Source organism: Mesorhizobium sp. B2-1-1 (assembly GCF_006442975.2).
Taxonomy (GTDB): domain Bacteria; phylum Pseudomonadota; class Alphaproteobacteria; order Rhizobiales; family Rhizobiaceae; genus Mesorhizobium.
The window spans coordinates 113,622-132,619 of record NZ_CP083954.1; the positions used below are offsets into that span (position 1 = coordinate 113,622).

Annotated in this window: 17 protein-coding genes; 7 read left to right on the plus strand and 10 right to left on the minus strand. The window is 63.5% G+C overall.

Annotation, left to right across the window (positions count from 1 at the left end; all coding sequences use genetic code 11):
* Positions 1-427 precede the first annotated feature (427 nt).
* The 3 genes from FJ972_RS00565 to FJ972_RS00575 all read left to right on the plus strand — a co-directional run bounded on the left by FJ972_RS00565 (position 428) and on the right by FJ972_RS00575 (position 3,386).
* Positions 428-1,225 (plus strand): ABC transporter substrate-binding protein, encoded by a 798-nt coding sequence (locus tag FJ972_RS00565; RefSeq protein ID WP_140496991.1) that lies wholly within the window; start codon positions 428-430, stop codon positions 1,223-1,225.
* Between the two features lie 158 nt (positions 1,226-1,383).
* Complete coding sequence (locus FJ972_RS00570) at positions 1,384-2,058, plus strand: amino acid ABC transporter permease (RefSeq protein WP_140523734.1); 675 nt, start codon at positions 1,384-1,386, stop codon at positions 2,056-2,058.
* Positions 2,059-2,105: 47 nt separating this feature from the next.
* Positions 2,106-3,386, plus strand: coding sequence for a cysteine desulfurase-like protein (locus FJ972_RS00575; RefSeq protein WP_140523731.1), 1,281 nt, complete (start codon positions 2,106-2,108; stop codon positions 3,384-3,386).
* 234 nt (positions 3,387-3,620) lie between these two features.
* Here FJ972_RS00575 and FJ972_RS00580 read toward each other — a convergent pair whose 3' ends face one another.
* The 6 genes from FJ972_RS00580 to FJ972_RS00605 all read right to left on the minus strand — a co-directional run bounded on the left by FJ972_RS00580 (position 3,621) and on the right by FJ972_RS00605 (position 9,631).
* A complete protein-coding gene (locus FJ972_RS00580) occupies positions 3,621-4,451 on the minus strand; it encodes a dipeptide ABC transporter ATP-binding protein (RefSeq protein ID WP_140496998.1) in 831 nt (276 codons plus the stop codon).
* Positions 4,448-5,305: an ABC transporter ATP-binding protein gene (locus FJ972_RS00585; RefSeq protein ID WP_140497000.1), complete on the minus strand. Its 858-nt coding sequence runs from the start codon at positions 5,303-5,305 to the stop codon at positions 4,448-4,450. The genes FJ972_RS00580 and FJ972_RS00585 overlap by 4 nt, the downstream gene beginning before the upstream one ends.
* 2 nt (positions 5,306-5,307) lie before the next feature.
* Positions 5,308-6,162: an ABC transporter permease subunit gene (locus FJ972_RS00590; protein ID WP_181171969.1), complete on the minus strand. Its 855-nt coding sequence runs from the start codon at positions 6,160-6,162 to the stop codon at positions 5,308-5,310.
* Between the two features lie 70 nt (positions 6,163-6,232).
* A complete protein-coding gene (locus tag FJ972_RS00595; protein ID WP_140523725.1) occupies positions 6,233-7,240 on the minus strand; it encodes an ABC transporter permease subunit in 1,008 nt (335 codons plus the stop codon).
* Between the two features lie 48 nt (positions 7,241-7,288).
* Positions 7,289-8,881, minus strand: a complete 1,593-nt coding sequence (locus FJ972_RS00600) for an ABC transporter substrate-binding protein (RefSeq protein ID WP_140497006.1) — start codon at positions 8,879-8,881, stop codon at positions 7,289-7,291.
* Positions 8,882-9,091: 210 nt separating this feature from the next.
* A complete protein-coding gene (locus tag FJ972_RS00605) occupies positions 9,092-9,631 on the minus strand; it encodes a hypothetical protein (protein ID WP_224684797.1) in 540 nt (179 codons plus the stop codon).
* Positions 9,632-9,800: 169 nt separating this feature from the next.
* Between FJ972_RS00605 and FJ972_RS00610 the strand changes: the two genes are divergently transcribed.
* Positions 9,801-11,432: a long-chain-fatty-acid--CoA ligase gene (locus tag FJ972_RS00610; RefSeq protein WP_404928042.1), complete on the plus strand. Its 1,632-nt coding sequence runs from the start codon at positions 9,801-9,803 to the stop codon at positions 11,430-11,432.
* 8 nt (positions 11,433-11,440) lie between these two features.
* Complete coding sequence (locus FJ972_RS00615; protein ID WP_181171797.1) at positions 11,441-12,187, plus strand: class I SAM-dependent methyltransferase; 747 nt, start codon at positions 11,441-11,443, stop codon at positions 12,185-12,187.
* Here FJ972_RS00615 and FJ972_RS00620 read toward each other — a convergent pair.
* Complete coding sequence (locus tag FJ972_RS00620) at positions 12,161-12,883, minus strand: HAD family hydrolase (RefSeq protein WP_140497010.1); 723 nt, start codon at positions 12,881-12,883, stop codon at positions 12,161-12,163. The two genes, FJ972_RS00615 and FJ972_RS00620, sit on opposite strands and share 27 nt — an antisense overlap.
* 5 nt (positions 12,884-12,888) lie before the next feature.
* Positions 12,889-14,532: a glucose-6-phosphate isomerase gene (pgi, locus tag FJ972_RS00625; RefSeq protein ID WP_140523720.1), complete on the minus strand. Its 1,644-nt coding sequence runs from the start codon at positions 14,530-14,532 to the stop codon at positions 12,889-12,891.
* A 260-nt stretch (positions 14,533-14,792) separates the two neighbouring features.
* Between pgi and FJ972_RS00630 the strand changes: the two genes are divergently transcribed.
* A complete protein-coding gene (locus FJ972_RS00630) occupies positions 14,793-16,286 on the plus strand; it encodes a PLP-dependent aminotransferase family protein (protein WP_140497014.1) in 1,494 nt (497 codons plus the stop codon).
* Positions 16,287-16,479: 193 nt separating this feature from the next.
* Positions 16,480-18,066 carry a trimethylamine methyltransferase family protein gene (locus tag FJ972_RS00635; protein ID WP_140523717.1) on the plus strand — a complete coding sequence of 529 codons (1,587 nt, stop codon included), beginning with the start codon at positions 16,480-16,482 and terminating at the stop codon, positions 18,064-18,066.
* A gap of 23 nt (positions 18,067-18,089) precedes the next feature.
* Here FJ972_RS00635 and FJ972_RS00640 read toward each other — a convergent pair whose 3' ends face one another.
* On the minus strand, positions 18,090-18,488 hold the full coding sequence (locus tag FJ972_RS00640; RefSeq protein ID WP_140497299.1) for a hypothetical protein: 399 nt from the start codon (positions 18,486-18,488) through the stop codon (positions 18,090-18,092).
* Between the two features lie 107 nt (positions 18,489-18,595).
* Positions 18,596-18,979: a VOC family protein gene (locus FJ972_RS00645; RefSeq protein ID WP_140523715.1), complete on the minus strand. Its 384-nt coding sequence runs from the start codon at positions 18,977-18,979 to the stop codon at positions 18,596-18,598.
* Positions 18,980-18,998 lie beyond the last annotated feature (19 nt).

Here is an 18,998-nt window from a genome sequence, read left to right on the forward strand (position 1 = left end):
GTATGCCAGGCGCCGCCGCTGCCAACTTTTTAAGCTTAAAACTTTTGCCTTGAAAACTGCCGCGGTTTGGATAAGCATTCCTCGATCGATGGCGACTGCCGTTCCGGACGGGCTTGCCGGACATCCATCGTGGTGCATCGGGTGGGATCAAAGGGTTTCAGTCCTTGTCGTTCATGCTGCCCCCAGTCATCCTCCAGCACGCGCCATGCGTGCGATGGCGTGCGCGCGCCAGATCCGCGATCCGCATACCGAGAGCATCGCCAACCTTGCCTTCCCGCCGATGTGCGTCTGCCGCGACCGGACAGCGCCCGACCGTATGGCAGCGAGCATGAATTGACGCCCCGCTGGGAGGTGGGGCGGCAAGAAACCGTGCGGGCATCAGCCCGCCCGATCAACAACCAGAGGGAACACCCCAGAGGGACCAACAATGAGCCTGACCCGTCGCAATCTCATCCTTCTCGCGGCCGCCATCGGCATCGCCGCCGGACCGGCAACCGCCTATGCCGCCGATGTGCTCAATGTCGGCGCCTACCCGACCAACCCGCCCTTCGAGTACAAGAACGAGAGCGGCACTTTCGAGGGCTTTGAAGTCGACATCGTCAACGAAGCGGCAAAGCGCGTCGGCATGACCACCGACATCGCCGATCTCGGCTTCCAGGCGCTGTTCGCCGCCACCACCTCGAAGCGCATCGATGTCGCCATCTCGTCGATCACCATCACGCCGGAGCGGCTGAAGTCGCAGTCGTTCACGCAGCCTTACTATGATTCCGACATGGGCATCGCCACCAAGACCGACAGCCCGATCAAGGCCGAGGCCGACCTCAAGGGCAAGATCGTCGGCGTGCTGTCCGGCTCGACCGGCGAGACCTGGGTCAAGGCGCATCAGGAGGCCGATGGCCTCAGCGACGTAAAGGGCTATGACACACAGCAGAACCTTTTGCTCGACCTCAGCGCCGGGCGCATCGACGCGGCTGTCAGCGACATTCCGGGCATGCAGTACTCCTTCACCAAGATGAAGGATCTCACCGTCAAGGAACGCATCAAGACCGGCGAACAGTACGGGCTGATGATGACCAAGGACCACCCGCTGCTCGGCAAGCTCAACGACGCGCTGACGGCAATGAAGAAGGACGGCACGCTGGCCGCGATCCACAAGAAGTGGTTCGGCAGCGACGCGCCCGCCGATTCCTCGACCGCCAAGGAAATGCCGGTGCCGAAGGCCTGAGCGGCGGCCGCCAAGGAGAACGTGCCGGCTCGAAAGGCCGGCACGTTCCGTTTGATACATAGTCTCCCGGAACCAGCGCGGCGCGGCAAAACCGCTTTCGCTGTTCCGGACCTCTGCTCCGGCGTCAAGGGACGCCAAACGGTTCGGGAAAGCCTCCCATGTCGCTGCTCGATACCTTCTTCAACGCCGACGTCATCGCGTCCAGTCTGCCGGCGCTGCTGCGCGGCTTTCTCAACACGCTGCTGCTCGGCCTGCTCAGCATCGGCATCGGCATCCCCATCGGCCTGGTGATCAGCCTGTTGCGGCTTTATGCGCCGAAGCCGCTCCGGTGGCTGGCGGTCGGCTACACCGATATCTTCCGCGCGCTGCCGGTGCTGGTCGTGCTGATCCTGATCTATTATGCGCTGCCCTTCCTCGGCATCCGCCTGTCGTCCTGGGCTTCCGCCGTAACGGCCTTCGCCATCATCATGTCGGCCTATTCGGCGGAAGTGTTCCGCTCCGGCATCGAAAGCATTCCGCGCGGCCAGTTCGAGGCGTCGCAGGCGCTCGGCCTGCCGTTCCTTTTGACCTTGCGCAAGGTGGTGCTGCCGCAGGCGGTGCGCGTCGTCATCCCGCCGATGACCAGCAACTGCGTCTCGATGTTCAAGGACACCTCGCTCGCCTCCACCGTGGCGCTGCCGGAACTCCTGAAGGAAGCGACCAATGCGCAGTCGCTCTACGCCAACCCCTCGCCGCTGATCGGCGCAGCCCTGGTCTATCTCATCTTCCTGTGGCCGATGGTTCGCCTCGTCAGCCTGCTTGAAGACCGTTTCAAGGCCGAGAAGACGCGCTGACCGCGCCTACAATTTCCCCTCTACCGAGCACTTCGCAGGAGACGACCATGAACAAGCATCAAGCCGCCAATGCGACCGGCACTTCCGGCGCGTTCCCTGTTGAAAGAATCCGGGCGATGTTTCCGGCCTTGCAGCGGGCAGGCGACTTCATCTTCCTGGACAACGCCGCCGGCGCGCAGATTCCGCAGAGCGTGCTCGATGCGGTGACCAACCATCTGGTTTCGCACAATGTGCAGCGCGGCGGCCGTTATGGGCGCAGCGTCACCGTTGACCAATCGGTCGCCGATGCGCGGACAAGCGTGGCACTGCTGATCAATGCCTACAGCCCATCCGAGATCTGCTTCGGCATGAACGCCACCTCTTTCATCCGCCTGGTCAGCCTCGGCATCGGCCAGATGCTTGGAGAGCGCGACGAGATCGTCGTCACCGACATGGACCACGACGCCAACATCGCGACATGGCTGGCACTCGAATCCGCCGGCGCCAAGTTCAAGTGGTGGCGCATGCGCGAGGACGGCAACCTGCATATCGACGATCTGCGCCCGCTTGTTTCCGATCGTACCCGGCTTGTCGCCTGCACGGTGACGGCGCATTCCATCGGCTCGATCGTCGACGTCGCTTCGGTGGCAGGGATCGCGCACGCCGCCGGCGCCGAAGTGTTCCTCGACTGCGTGCATTACGGGCCGCATGGGCTGATCGACGTCCAGGCATGGGATTGCGACTATCTCGTCTGTTCCGGCTACAAGAATTTCTCGCCGCATATGGGTTTCCTGTGGGGCCGCTTCGAAACGCTGAAGCGACTGCCGACCTTCCGCGAGGACTTCATCCCCGACGAGCCGCCCTACAAGGTCGAGGCCGGCACCTTCATTTACGAGAACGTGTCGGGCATGGATGCGGCCGTGCAGTATCTCGAGCTCATCGGCCGCAATCTTGCTCCGTCCAACAACCGCTCGCGGCGCGAAAACATCGTCGCCGGCATGGGCGCCATCCGCGACTACGAGCTGGTGCTGGCGCGCGAGATGCTGGCTGTGCTGAAGAGCTGCGGGGCAACAATCTACGGCGTTTCCGAGGAGGCCCGGATCAACGAACGCGTGCCGACCTTCTGTTTCAACATCGGCAAATTGTCGCCGCAGCGGATCGTCGAGGAAATGGCCGAGATGCAGATCGGCATTCGCGACGGCCACATGTACGCCCCGCGCCTGATGAAGCGCCTCAACCTGTCGATGGACAGCGGCGCCATCCGCGCCTCGCTGGTGCACTACAATACGGTCGAGGAAGTCAGGCGTTTCGGTGAAGCGCTGCGGGCTGTCATCGCGAAGCTGTCGTAGCGCTCGACCCTTTTCGCGAGAGAAACCGGAGGCGTGACTGCCTCCGTTTCGTCATCCACGGGCGGAGCAAGGAGCGGAGCGACGCGGCGCAGACCCGAGGATTCATGCCGTGATATGCGAGCGTTACCACGGTGCACAACCTGCTCCGCAGCGCTTTTCGGCTGAGATAACGGCATGGATCCTAGGATCTCCGCACCGCGTTGCGGCGCTCCGCCCTAGGATGACGAATTGGAGTCACGCCGCTTTCTTCTTCGCCAGCCTCGCCTTGATGCTGGCGACATCGGCGCGCGGCGTGGCGGCGAACAGCGTCCTGGTGTAGCTGTGCTTGGGGTCTGAAAAGACCTCGTCGCGCGAGCCGTATTCGACCGCCTCGCCGAAATACATCACCATCACGTCGTCGGCGATGTAGCGCACCACGGAGAGATCGTGGCTGATGAAGACATAGGTCAGCTGGAATTCGTCCTGCAGGTCGGCGAGCAGGTTGAGCACCTGTGCCTGCACCGAAAGATCGAGCGCCGAGACCGGCTCGTCCAGCACCAGAAGGCTCGGGTTCAGCATCAGCGCACGGGCGATGGCGATGCGCTGGCGCTGGCCGCCCGAGAACATGTGGGGATAGCGGTTGTAGTGCTCGTGACCGAGGCCGACCTTCTTCAGCATCTTCATGGCGAGGTCGCGCCGCTCGGCGGCCGTCTTGTCGGTGTTGATCAGCAGCGGCTCGCCCAGCACGTCGCCGATCTTCTGGCGCGGGTTGAGCGATCCGTAGGGGTTCTGGAAGACGATCTGCACCTTGCGGCGCATCTCCCTGGTCAATCCGCCCCTGGCGATGTCGACCTTGTTGCCGTCGATGAACAGTTCGCCCGATGTCGCCGGATCGATGAGCGTGATGATGCGGGCCAGCGTGGACTTGCCGCAGCCGCTTTCGCCGACGATGGCGAGCGTCTTGCCCTTATCCACGGTGAACGAGACGCCCTTGACCGCGTGCACCGTGCGCGGCCCGCTGAACAGGCCGCCGCCGATATGGTAGTCGCGAACGATGTTCTTGCCTTCGAGGACGGTGGTGCTCATGCGGAGGCTCCCGCGGCCGAGGGCGCCGGCTCGAACAGCATGTCGGAAACGGTCGGCAGCCGGTCGCCGACCGCGTTCTCCGGCAGCGCCGACAGCAGCGCGCGCGTGTAGTTGCTTTTCGGGCTCTCGAACAGCGACAGCACGTCGGCCTCTTCCATCTTGCGGCCCTTGTACTGAACGATGACGCGGTCGGCTGTCTCGGCCACCACGCCCATATTGTGGGTGATCATGATCAGGCCCATGCCGTATTTGGCCTGCAGCGAAACCAGGAGATCAAGGATCTGCTTCTGGATGGTGACATCGAGCGCGGTGGTCGGCTCGTCCGCGATCAAGAGCTTCGGATTGCAGGCGATGGCGATGGCGATCATGACGCGCTGGCACTGGCCGCCCGACATCTGGTGCGGAAACGAGCTCAGCCGTTCTTCCGGATCGGCAATGCCGACGAGCTTCATCAATTCGATGGCGCGCGCGCGGCGCTGGGCGCGGTCCATGCCCATATGGAAGCGCAGCACCTCCTCGATCTGGAAGCCGACGGTGAAGCACGGGTTGAGGCTGGCGATCGGCTCCTGGAAGATCATGGAGATATCCTTGCCGACGATCTTGCGCCGCTCGGACGGGCTGAGCTTCAGCAGATCGACGCCGTCGAAGGCCATGCGGTCGGCCTTGACGGTCGCGGTGTTGGGCAGCAGCCCCATCACCGCCAGCATCGCCACCGATTTGCCGGAACCGGATTCGCCGACGATCGCCAGCACTTCGCGCGGCTCGATCGACAGGTCGATGCCCTGCACGGCCATGAACGGACCGGCGGCGGTGTCGAAGGAAACGGTGAGATTCTTGATCTCGAGCAGGGACATGCTTACGACCTCTTCAGCTTGGGGTCGAGCGCGTCGCGCAGGCCGTCGCCGATCAGGTTGATGGCAAAGACGGTGATCAGGATGGCAAGGCCCGGGAAGGTCACCACCCACCAGGCGCGCAGGATGAACTCGCGTGCTTCGGCCAGCATCGTGCCCCATTCCGGGGTCGGCGGCTGCGCGCCCATGCCGAGGAAGCCCAGCGCCGCGGCCTCGAGGATGGCGTTGGAGAAGGACAGCGTCGCCTGCACGATCAGCGGCGCGATGCAGTTGGGCAGGATGGTGACCAGCATCAGCCTGAAATGGCTGGCGCCCGCGACCTTGGCCGAGATGACATATTCGCGGTTCTTCTCCGCCATCACGGCGGCGCGGGTGAGCCGGGCGAAGTGCGGCTGCAGCACGAAGGCAATGGCGATCATGGCGTTGACCAGCCCAGGTCCGAGAACGGCGACCAGCACCAGCGCCAGCAGCAGCGACGGGAAGGCCAGGATGATGTCCATGATGCGCATGATGAGCGTATCCACCCAGCCGCGGCAGTAGCCGGCGAGCAGGCCGAGGATGACGCCGGAGATCAGCGCCGTGGTGACGACGACGAAGCCGATGGCGAGCGAGAAGCGCGAGCCGTAGATCAGGCGCGAGAGAATGTCGCGGCCGACGGCGTCGGTACCGAGCAGGAACTGGGCGCTGCCGCCCGCCTGCCAGGCCGGCGGCGTCAGGAAGAAGTCGCGGAACTGGTCGTCCGGCGAATGCGGGGCGAGCAGCGGCGCGAAGACCGCGATCAGGATCAGCAGCGCGAAGACGAAGAGGCCGATCACCGCGCCCTTGTTGATCGAGAAATAGTGCCAGAACTCGGCGAACATCTGCAGCCGGCCGTCCTGCGGCCTGACGACGGTCGCGGCTTCGATTGTGGCAGGGCCTTCGTTGGTCATGTCAATTCGCCCGGATACGCGGGTTGATGACGGCATAGAGCACGTCGACGATGAGGTTCACCGACATGACGATGAGCGCGATCAAAAGCAACCCGCCTTGCACGGTGAAATAGTCGCGCTTGGAAATAGCGTCGATCATCCATTTGCCGATGCCTGGCCACGAAAAAATGCTCTCGGTCAGGATGGCGCCGGTCAGGAGCGTGCCGACCTGCAGGCCAATGGTGGTGACGACCGGGATCAGCGCATTGCGGAAAGCGTGCAGCCCGATGACGCGGCGAGGCGCCAGGCCCTTGGCGCGCGCGGTGCGCACATAGTCCTCGCCGAGGACCTCGAGCATGGCCGACCGCGTCTGCCTGGCGATGACGGCAAGCGGAATGGTGCCGAGCACGATGGTGGGCAGGACGAGGTGCGACAGGGCCGAGCGGAATGCACCCTTCTGTCCGGAGATCAGGGAATCGATGGTCATGAAGCCGGTTACCGGCTTGAAGAAATAGAGAAGGTCGATGCGGCCGGAAACCGGCGTCCAGTGCAGCATGCCGGAGAACACGATGATCAGCAGCAGCCCCCACCAGAAGATCGGCATGGAATAGCCTGCCAGCGCCGTTCCCATGGTCAGTTGGTCGAACCAGGAGCCGCGGCGGATCGCGGCGAAGATGCCGAAGGCGACGCCGATGACGATGGCGAAGATCATGGCGAAGATGGCAAGTTCGACCGTCGCCGGGAACCGCACCAGGAAATCCTTGAGCACCGGCGTCTTGGTGGAAAACGAGGTGCCGAAATCACCGCAGAGGATATTGGCCAGATAGGTCAGGTACTGTCGCCAGATCGGCAGGTCGAAGCCGAACTGGTGCATCAGCGCAGCGTGACGTTCGGGCGACAGGCCGCGTTCGCCCGCGAGCACCAGCACCGGATCACCGGGCAGGATGCGCACGAAGCCGAAGGCGAGGATGGTTATCCCGATGAAGGTCGGGACGATGAGGGCGAGCTTGCCGAGGATATAACGCAGCATGGCGGGCGAGGTGGGACGGCGCTGTGGCGCCGCCCCGTTTCGCGAACCTTATTCGGCGATATCGACGCCGTCGAAGCGATGGATGCCGAGCGGATCCATCGCAAAGCCGGAGACGGTCTTCTGCATCGGCATGAACACCTTGGAGTGTGCGAGCGTCGCCCACGGTGCCTGTTCCTTGAAGATGACCTGCGCCTGTTCATAGAGCTTGGTGCGCTCGGCCTGGTCGGAAACCGTCTTGGCCTTGTTGATGAGCGCATCGAAGTCCTTGTTGCACCATTCCGCGCGGTTGTTCGAACCGACGGAAGCGCAGCTCAGGAGCACACCGAGGAAGTTGTCCGGATCGCCATTGTCACCGGTCCAGCCGACGATGACGGCGCCGTCGTGATCGACCGCCGAAGCGCGCTTGAGGTATTCACCCCAATCGTAGCTGACGATGTTGACTGTGACGCCGACCTTGGCGAAGTCGGCCTGGATCAGCTCGGCGGTGCGGCGCGCGTTCGGCATGTAGGGGCGCGACACAGGCATGGCCCAGACATTCATCTTGAGGTCCTTGACGCCGGCCTCTTCGAGCATCTTCTTGGCCGCATCCGGATCGTACGGATCGTCCTTCACGTCCTTGTTGTAGGACCACATGGTCGGCGGGATCGGGTTGACGGCCACCTGGCCGGCGCCCTGGAAGACCGCGTCGATAATGGCCTTCTTGTTGATGGCCATGTTGAGCGCCTTGCGCACGCGCACGTCGTCGAACGGCTTCTGCTGGGTGTTGTACATCAGCGCACCGACATTGAGGCCTTCCTGCTCGTCGACCTTCAGGTTCGGATCGGCCTGCAGGCCGGCGATGTCGGCCGGCGCCGGGTAGGACATGATGTTGCACTCGCCGGCCTTCAGCTTCTGCGCACGGACCGCCGGATCGGTGGTGATGGCGAAGACAAGGTCGTCGATCTTCTGCTTGCCGCCCCAATAGTCGGGGTTGGCCTTGTAGCGGATGGCAGCGTCGGTCTGGTAATCGACGAAGATGAACGGGCCGGTGCCAATCGGCTTCTGGTTGAACAGTTCAGGCGTCTTGTCCGCCTGCAGCTTGTCGGCATATTCCTTGGAAACGATTGAGGCGAAGTCCATGCCCAGCGTCGGGATCAAAGTGATCGCCGGCTCCTTGAGGGTGAACTTCACCGTCAGGTCGTCGACCTTCTCGACCTTGGTGATGTTGTCGCCGAACTGGTCATTGTAATACTGGTAGGCAATGCCCGGTATGTACTGGAACCAGGGGCCGTTCTTGTCGACCTGACGCTGGAACGAGAACACCACGTCGTCGGCGTTGAAGTCGCGCGTCGGGGTGAAATAGTCGGTAGCGGCGAACTTCACGCCCTTGCGAAGCTTGAACGTGTATTCCTTGCCATCGTCGGAAATGGACCAGCTTTCGGCCAGGCCCGGCGAGACCGTTGTCTTGCCATGATCGAATTCGACGAGGCGGTTGAAGACCGTACGCGAAGACGCATCGAACGTCTGTCCCGCGGTGTAGGGCGCCGGGTCAAAGCCTTCCGGCGAAGCTTCGGCGCAGTAGACCAAGGTTTTTGCGTTGGCCACGCCGCCCAGGACGCTTGCAGCCAGCAACGCGGCTGCAAAAGTCAGTTTCTTCCTCATTGAGCACTCCCTGATGTTTTTCCAAGCCCCTCTATCAGGCTCGCGAAGCGCGCATATAAGCACCGTTTCTCCGGCTTTGGAACACCCAGTTTGCCTACCCCATGGTAAGCGGGAAAAAAATCCTCCTCTCCGCAAAAAAATGGAAAAATTCAGTATTTTTTTCTATTCACAACATTATTAACGACCGCATTTTTTTATTGATCACCAATCTTACGAGATCAACGTCGCGCCCGCTTTCATATGACCGGGGATGCCGGACGATGCAGGGCCGCTGCGCCCGTGGCGGGAAAGATTTTCGGCGGCAAATCTTTCGACGGCTTGCCGCTGGGGCAAGGCTTGCACGCCCGCCGATAGAGGCCATACATAGACAAGGCACCGTCGGCAGCGGGGGACGCCTCTCTTAGCAGGAGGCGAGCGCGGCAGGGGCGAACAAAACAGGGAGGGACGGTTGGCAAAAGCATCGAACAGGACGGCTCCGCCGAAGACGGCCAAGGCGACCCTGAAGCCGGCCGCGGGCGCCGACAAGCAGCCAACGCCCTCCGCCAAGAACGCAAAGGGCGCAAAGAGCACAAAGGCAAAGGTCGCAGGGAAACCTTCCGCCGGCAAGGCGGACGCTGTTGTCAAACCGGCCGCGAAGCCGGCGGCCAAAGCCGTCCCCGCAAAGACGTCGGCGAAGGCCGGAACTGCTAAAACCGGGACGACAAAGACCAGTTCGACCAAGGCCGGGACGACGAAGACTGGCGCGAGCAAGACCGGGGCGACCCGGACTAGCAAGACTGGGGCCGCACAAGCCGCATCCGTGGCCAAGCCGGCACCGGCGGCCTCGAGACCGGCGGCCGCCAAGCGATTGCCGAAAGCGCTCACCGCCCTTGCCGCAGGCTTGCCGGAAAAGCCCTGGCTGGAAAGCTACCCGAAGAACATGCCGGCCGAGATCGGCGCCCTGCCCTACAGCTCCATCGGCGATTTCCTCGTTGCCGCCTGCAAGCAATTTGCCGGCCAGCCGGCCTTCACCTGCATGGGCAAGTCGATCACCTATGCGGAACTCGAACGGCTTTCGGCGGCGTTCGGCGCCTACCTGCAATCGACCGGGTTGCCCAAAGGCGCACGCGTCGCCCTGATGATGCCGAACGTGCTGCAATATCCGGTGGCGATGATGGCGGTGGCGCGCGCCGGCTACACGGTGGTCAACGTCAACCCTCTCTACACGCCGCGCGAGCTGGAACACCAGCTCAAGGATTCCGGGGCACAAGCGATCATCATCCTGGAGAACTTCGCCAGCACCTTGCAAGCGGTGATCGCCAGGACGTCGGTCAAGCACGTCGTCGTCGCGGCCATGGGCGACATGCTCGGCGGGCTCAAGGGAAGCATCGTCAATCTGGTGGTGCGCCGCGTCAAGAAGATGGTGCCGGCCTGGTCATTGCCCGGCCATGTCAAGTTCAACGCGGCGCTGAAGGTGGGCAGCGGCATGGGTTTCAAGCCGGCCAAGGTGGCGGCCGACGATATCGCGTTCCTGCAATATACCGGCGGCACCACGGGAATCTCGAAGGGTGCTATCCTGCTGCACAGCAACGTGCTGGCCAATGTCGCGCAGAATTCGCTGTGGCTGCAGGACGCTTACACGGTCAAGCCAAAACCCGCCCATCTCAACCTCATCTGCGCACTGCCGCTCTATCATATCTTCGCGCTGACCGTGAATGCGCTGATGGGCATGCAAATGGGTGGACAGAACATACTGATCCCCAACCCGCGCGACATCCCCGGCTTCGTCAAGGAAATGGGCAAGTATCCGATCCATATCTTTCCAGGCCTCAACACGCTGTTCAACGCGCTGCTCAACAATGAGGATTTCCGCAAGCTCGACTTCAAGCCGCTGCTCCTGACGCTGGGCGGCGGCATGGCGGTGCAGAAGGGCGTCGCCGAGCGCTGGAAGGCGCTGACGGGCTGCCCGGTCAGTGAAGGCTACGGCCTGTCGGAGACGTCGCCCGTGGCAACGGCCAACAAGTTCAGCTCCGGCGAATTCACCGGCACGATCGGCCTGCCGCTGCCGTCTACCGAGATCGCCATCCGCGACGAGGAGGACAACAATTTGCCGCTCGGCGAGGTCGGCGAAATCTGCATCAAGGGGCCGCAGGTGATGGCGGGCTACTGGAACCGGCCTGACGAGACCGCCAAGGTGATGACCAAGGACGGCTTCTTCAAGTCGGGCGACATGGGCTTCATGGACGAGCGCGGCTACACCAAGATCGTCGACCGCAAGAAGGACATGATCCTCGTTTCCGGCTTCAACGTCTATCCGACCGAGCTCGAGGAAGTCGTGGCGCTGCATCCCGGCGTGCTCGAAGTGGCGGCAATCGGCGTGCCGGACGAGCATTCGGGCGAAGTGCCGAAACTGTTCATCGTCAAGAAAGACCAGGCGCTGACCGCCGAGGCCATCACCGCCTATTGCCGTGAGAACCTGACCGGCTACAAGCGGCCCAGATACATCGAATTCAGGACAGAACTGCCGAAGACGCCGGTCGGAAAGATCCTGCGGCGCGCATTGCGCGAATAGGAGCCGGCTTGGACCACGATCTTGCCGGCGACGATGCGCCGGACCGGCGCCAGCGCCTCGACCCGGCCGAGTTCATCAAGGCCAACATGCGCCTTGTCCCTGCGCCTGCGCTTCCAGAAATCCGGTTTTACACGGCGCACCCCAGCAGCGGATTGAGACGGCTCGTCGAGCCCGAAGGCGATGCGGAAGATGCACCGGAGCCACAACCGCCCTACTGGGCCTACGCATGGGCCGGCGGCACCGTGCTCGCGCGCTATGTCCTCGACCATCCGATGACCGTGGGGGGACGCCGCGTGCTCGACCTTGGTGCCGGTTCCGGCATTGTCGGCATCGCTGCCGCGAAGGCCGGGGCCCGCGAAGTGATCGCCGCCGAGATCGACCGAAACGGCGTCGCCGCGCTCGGTCTCAATGCAAAAGACAACGGCGTCACGATCTCGGTGATCTGCAAAGACATTACCAACGGTCCGCCACCGGCGGTCGACCTTGTGCTGGCCGGCGACGTGTTCTACGGACCCGATGTCGCCGAACGCATGATCCCCTTCCTCGACCGCTGCCTTGCCGATGGCGTCGAGGTCCTGATCGGCGACCCGCGCCGCGCCGATCTACCATTGTCGCGGCTCAGGCTGCTCGCCGAATATCAGGTGCCGGATTTCGGCGACGCGAAGGGCGCCGCAAGCAGGCCGAGCGGCGTCTTTTCCTTCGAAGCCGAGACGCCGCTAGCGACGAGATCAGATCGTCTCCTTGACCCGCGCTGAAAGGAAATCCGGCAGGTCGACAACCGAATCCAGGATCACGTCGGCAATTCCGGCCAGAGATTCACGCGTGCCGGTGCCCGAGAGCACGCCGACCGCCAGGCCGCAGCCGCCGGCACGCGCCATTTCGAGATCGTGGCGGTTATCGCCGATCATGGCGACCTGCGTCGGCTTCAGGCCGGTGAGATCGCAGAAGGCCTGGATCGTATCCGGCGCCGGCTTGGGATTGGCCACCGCGTCATAGCCGTAGGCGGCGTCGAACAGCTGCGCGACACCGAGCGTCACCAGCGTTTTTTCCGCGCCGCTGGTCGAATCGTTGGTGGCGACGCCGAGCCGATAGGACCTTGCGTGCAAGGTGCCGAGCGTTTCGACGATGCCCGGCAGAGCCACCGCCATCGCCGAGCCCTGCACCGAGGTGATCTGGTTGAAGCGGGCGACGGCCAGCATCTGGTCTTCGTCGGACAGGCGCGGAAACCACAATTCAACGACGTCGAGATTGGTGCCGGAGGCAAAGATGGAGTCGGGCTTGAAGCGCCTGTTGGCGAAATCGAAGCCCGCGGCCGCAAGCAGCCTGTCGGCCTTCCAGCGGTCGCCTTCGGAGGCGTCCATGGCCATGAAGTCGGCAACCCCGAGCCAGGTCGCATTGAAGTCGACAAGCGTTCCGTCCTTGTCGAACAATATTCCCTTGATGTCTGCCAACTCAGTCACTCCGAACCACGCAAATGGTGGATGTGTTCCACCAGGCCGGCGGTCGAGGCATCCCGCTTTGCGGCACTTTCCTTGCCTTCCACGACTGGCAGAAGGCCGGTGGCCAGTTCCTTGCCGAGCTCGACGCCCCATTGGTCGAAGGAGTTGATGTCGAACAGCGTTCCCTCGACGAAGACGCGGTGTTCGTAGAGAGCGATCAGGCGGCCGAGCGTGCGCGGGTCGAGCTTGCGATAAAGAATGGTCACCGAGGGCCGGTTGCCGGAGAAGACGCGGTGCGGGGCAATGCGATCGACATCGGCCGGCTTCATGCCCTTGGACAGCATCTGCGCGCGCGCTTCCTCCAACGTGCGGCCCCTCATGAAGGCTTCCGACTGCGCCAGGCAGTTGGCGAGCAGCAGGTCGTGATGGTGCTTCAGCTCCGGCTCGTGGCCGTTCGCCGCGGCGAGGAATTCGACCGGAATGAAATCGGTTCCCTGGTGCAGGAGCTGGAAGAAGGCGTGCTGGCCATTGGTGCCGGGCTCGCCCCAGACCAGCGGCCCGGTCGGCGTCGCCACGGGGCCGCCGTCCAAGGTGACGCTCTTGCCGTTCGATTCCATGTCGAGCTGCTGGAGATAGGCCGGCAGCCTGGACAGGCGCTGGTCATAGGGGATGACCGCGCGGGCCGGGTATTTGCAAACGACGCGATGCCACCAGCCGACAAGGCCAAGCAGCACCGGCAGGTTTTTGGCCAGCGGCGCGGTGCGGAAGTGTTCGTCCATTTCGTGCGCGCCATCGAGGAAGGCGCGGAAATCGCGTGGACCAATGGCGATCATCACGGGAAGGCCGATGGCGCCCCACACAGAATAGCGGCCGCCGACCCAATCCCAGAAGCCGAAGACGCGGTCCGGCTCGATGCCGAACTTCGCCACCAGGTCGAGTGCCGTCGAGACAGCGGCGAAGTGCTTGCCGATCGCTTCCTTGCCGAGCGCCTTCTGGACCCAGTCGCGCGCCGTCTGCGCATTGGTCATCGTTTCGACCGTGGTGAAGGTCTTGGAGGCGACGATAAAAAGCGTGCTCTCGGCGGAAAGGTCCTTCAGCGTGTCGTGGATATGGGCGCCGTCGATGTTGGAGACATAGTGCGCGCGCGGACCGTCATGATAGGGCGCCAGCGCCAACGTCGCCATGGCTGGGCCGAGATCGGAGCCGCCGATACCGATATTGACGATGTCGGTGATCTTCTTGCCGGTGGCGCCCGTCGCCTTGCCGGAACGCACCGCGTCGGCGAAGGCGCCCATCGCGTCCAATACGGCAATGACCTCCGCCTTCACATCCTGCCCGTCGAGCATGATGCCCTTGCCGGTCAGGTTGCGCAGGGCGGTGTGCAGAACAGCGCGGCCCTCTGTAACGTTGATCTTCTTGCCGGCGAACATGGCGGCGCGGCGGCCTTCGAGATCGGCGGCGTCAGCCAGATTCTCCAGCAGGTCCATCGTGCGCGCATCGACGGCGCATTTCGACCAGTCGAGCAACAGGTCGCCGTCGCTGGCGGAGAACGTCTTGAACCGCTGCGGATCGGCGGCGAAGGCCTGGCGCATATCGCCGGCTGCCGCGGCGCGATGGTCGCGCAAGGCGGCAAGCTGTTTTTGGAAGGCTGACTGATCCACCGGCGGGCTCCTGGGACTGTTAAATTATCTTAGCAGACCGGATGTTTCCGGCGCGTGTCGTCGCGCCAAACTATTGAGCCGAATTCCGTCCGGTCAATACGCGGCGATGACGCACTGCGTTACACGGGATGCGAAGGCCGAAAGATCACTGGCATAAATCCCAAAGATCAGAAAAATTGATTGGCGCAACCCCTTGTGCCACCGTTACATTCGACTGGTCCAGCCAAACGAAAAAAGCTGGCCATCGAGGAACATTTCCCATGCCACAGCGCAACGACACGGCCATATGGTCCGGCCTGTTCCGGATTTCGGCCGAATCCGGCCAGACTTTGCAGGCACAGATCCGCCAGGCGATCGTGGCCGCTATTCTCGACCGCCAGATCGCCGCTTCGATGCCGCTTCCGTCATGCCGGATATTGGCCGAAAAACTCGGCGTGGCGCGCGGAACCGTGGTGCTGGCCTTCCAGCAACTGGTCGACCAGGGCTTCCTGGTGGCGCGCGAGCGGCGCGGCCATTTCGTCAATCCCGACGTTTTGGCGACGCCGGCCAAGCCGCACCAGAAGGCGCCCGACCAGGCCAACGAGATCGACTGGAAGGCACGCCGGCAGATCGCGGCCAGCGACATGCCGCCGCCGGCCAAGCACGAGAACTGGATCAAGTCGTCCTACCCCTTCGTCTATGGCCAGTTCGATCCGGCGCTGTTCCCGACCGCCGAGTGGCGCGAGTGCAACCGCATGGCGCTTGCCGTGCTGGAGATCCGCAACTGGGCCTCCGACATGGTCGATCGCGACGATCCGCTGCTGATCGAGCAGATCCAGGCGCGGCTGCTGCCCAGGCGCGGCATCTTCGCCAACCCCGACGAGATCATCGTCACGCTGGGCGCCCAGAACGCGCTCTACATGCTGGCGACGCTTTTGATGACCAAGGGCTCGAAGGTGGCGATGGAGGATCCGGGCTACCCCGACGCACGCTCGATCTTCCGGCTCGCCGGCGCCGACATCCAGCCGGTGCCGGTCGACCAGTCCGGCATCGTAACCTCTTCGATTCCCAACGATTCCGGCTTTGTCTTCGTCACGCCCAGCCATCATTGCCCGACCATGGTGCCGCTGTCGGCGGAACGCCGGCAGGACCTTCTGGCGCGCGCCAACCGCTACAACCAGATCATCATCGAGGACGGCTATGACAGCCAGCTTCTCGACGAGGCGCCGCAGCAAGCCTTGAAGAGCCTCGACCGCTCCGGCCGCGTGATCTATGTCGGCTCGATGTCGAAGACGCTGGCTCCGGGCCTGCGGCTTGGCTACATCGTGGCCTCGGCTGGACTAATCGCCGAACTCAGGGCGCTGCGCCGCTTCATGCTGCGCCATCCGCCGGCCAACAACCAGCGCGCGGTCGCGCTGTTCCTGTCGCTCGGCCACCACGAAGCGCTGGTGCGGCGGCTGTCGAGCGCCTTCGACGAGCGGCGCAAGCGCCTGGTCCATGCGATTTCCGCTTTCCTGCCCGAGTGGCGTTCGACCGACTCGGCCGGCGGCACGTCGCTGTGGCTGGAGGGACCGCGCGGCACCGATTCCCGCGGACTGGCCGAGGCCGCCGCCTCGCGCAGCGTCATCATCGAGCCGGGCGACCGCTTCTTCGACCGCACCGAAAAGCCTTCGCGTTTCATGCGCTTGGGCATCTCCTCGATCGCGCTGCAGCATATCGAGCCCGGTATCCGCGAACTTGCAACCGCCGCGGGCCGCAGGCCGGCCGCCGCCTGATCACCTGGGCCTGACCACCTCCCGGGAGCCGCGCAACAGCGGCTCCTGCTTCTTTAGCACTGGCATATGCAACCGGACCGGCTGGCTCATAGGCTGTGCCAATGCCGGCGGCATAGTCGAGGCCTAAAGGGGACGAAGCAGCCGATGGTGGACCAACCGCCGCCCTGCTTCCGAGAAAAGGTGGAGTGCTTCCATGTCAGTGGCTGTCGAAAAGCAGGAAGCGGCCGACCAGCGTTCGCGCCGCTCCGGCGGACGCGAAGCGCGTCGCGCCATGCGGGCGGCGCCGCTCGCCGACGACATCAGGCCGGTTCGCGCCGGCCTTGAGGGGGGGAGCTATGGCCCCCTGCGCGGCACTGATTGCGAGCGCATCCACGAAGCGGTGCTGACCCTGCTGGAGACGGTCGGCTTCGCCAACGCAATCCCGTCCTGCATCGAGGCGCTGACCGAGGCCGGCGCCAGCCATGGCGACGACGGCCGTATCCGTTTCCCGCGCGCACTGGTGCTCGACACGATCAAGCGGGCGGCGCGGCATTTCACGCTGCACGGCCAGGACCCGAAGCACGACATGGTGATCCAGGGCAAGCGCGTGCATTACGGCACGGCGGGTGCTGCCGTGCATCTTGTCGACGTCGAGAAGCGCGAGTATCGCGAATCCTTGCTGCAGGACATCTATGATGCCGCGCGCATCGTCGACGGGCTCGATAACATCCATTTCTTCCAGCGGCCCATGGTGCCGCGCGATATTCCCGATCCGCTCGAAATGGACTTCAACACGCTCTATGCCTGCGTGATGGGCACGTCCAAGCATGTCGGCACGTCCTTCACGGTGCGGGAGAACGTGCAACCGGCGCTCGAAATGCTCTACGCGATCGCCGGCGGCGAGGAGAATTTCCGGGCCCGGCCGTTCGTGTCGAACTCCAACTGTTTCGTCGTGCCGCCGATGAAATTCGCCGAGGACGCCTGCGGCGTGCTCGAGGCCTGCGTCGAAGGCGGCATCCCGATCCTGCTGCTTTCGGCCGGACAGGCCGGGGCCACCGCTCCGGCGGCGATCGCGGGTGCGGTGGTGCAAGCCGTGGCCGAAGTGCTGGCCGGCCTTGTCTATGTCAACACCATCAAGCCGGGCCATCCGGCGATCTTCGGTACCTGGCCGTTCGTGTCGGATCTGCGCACCGGCGCCATGTCCGGCGGCTCGGCCGAACAGGCGGTGCTGACCGCGGCCTGCGCGCAGATGGCGCAGTTCTACGACCTGCCAGGCGGTTCGGCCGCAGGCATGACGGATTCGAAACTGCCCGACATCCAGTCCGGCTATGAAAAAGGCATTACCAATGTGATGGCCGGCCTTTCCGGCCTCAACCTGGTCTACGAATCGGCCGGCATGCATGCGTCCCTGCTCGGCTTCTGCCTGGAAAGCCTGATCATCGACAACGACATGCTGGGCCATTGCCTGCGCTGCGTGCGCGGCATCGAGGTGACGGACGACGCGCTGTCGATCGACACCATTGCTGATGTCTGCCTGAAAGGCCCGGGCCACTATCTCGGCAACGAGCAGACGCTGAAGCTGATGCAGACCGAATATTTCTACCCCGCCGTCGGCGACCGGTTTTCGCCGAAGGAATGGAACGAGAAGGGCCGACCCGACATATTGCAGCGGGCGATCGTCGAGAAGAAGCGCATCCTCGCCGAACGCTTCCCGCGCCATGTGCCGAAGCCGCTCGACGACAGGCTGCGCGCCCGCTTCGGCGACATGATCAAGCTGCCGCGCAACGGCATGGGCGGCTGAGAACGCCCCCCTTTGAAAATAGGTTAATCCGCGCTCAGCCCATAATGTTCGACGACCTCGGTATTGACCAGCTTGGCGTGTAGCGCCATCAGCACGATCTGGGCGTCGAAACTGTCTCCGGCATCGACCGCGGCCTCTATCCGACGCTCCACGTCCTGCCGCGGCTGCGCGCCATGAGAGCGCTCGAATGCCTCAGGCCCAGCGATACAATAGCTGAACAAACACGCCACTTGCGCATAAGCCTGCGGCGGCGGCTCGTCGGGCCAGTGATCCTTCATCAGGTTGACGATGGTGAGCTTTACGCCCTCCGGCACAAGGGCGGGATGCAAGTCGGCTCCGCGCAATGCGGCATCGAGCTGCCTGAGGTCGCTTGAACGGCCGAACATGCCGAGGAAACCGAGGGAAGAGCGTCGTTTGGCCATCATGGTCCAATCTGTTTCCCAGCAAATTGAGTGGCCTGGCAACGGAATGCAAATGCCGTGCAGGTGGTTTCTGCCCATGTCAGCTGGCTATTCGTGACAGGGACGCATTATCTGCGCCCCGGTTCGAACAGTTCCACCAGATTGCCGGATGGGTCCCGCAGCAATATCTGGCTGCCGCCCATGCCCTTGACGATTTCGTTCCTGAAAGCCTGGCCGGCAGTTTTCAGCTTGTAAACCACGCCTTCGAGATCCTCCACCTCGATCTGAATGCGGTTCCAGCCGCCGGGTTCGGGCACGCTGCCGTCGGGCATCGGCTGCGACGCCCCACCAGGACCGCCAGCGGCATTGAGCAGAAGCCGCAGGTTGCCCCTGGCAAGCATGGCGAACGATGGCGCCGGGTGCATGGCGACCGTGAAGCCGAGATGGTCGCGGTAGAAGGCGATCGCCTTGTCGACGTCATTGACGATATAGCGGACACTGACCGTTTCCATGGTCTCCTCCGTGTCGAAG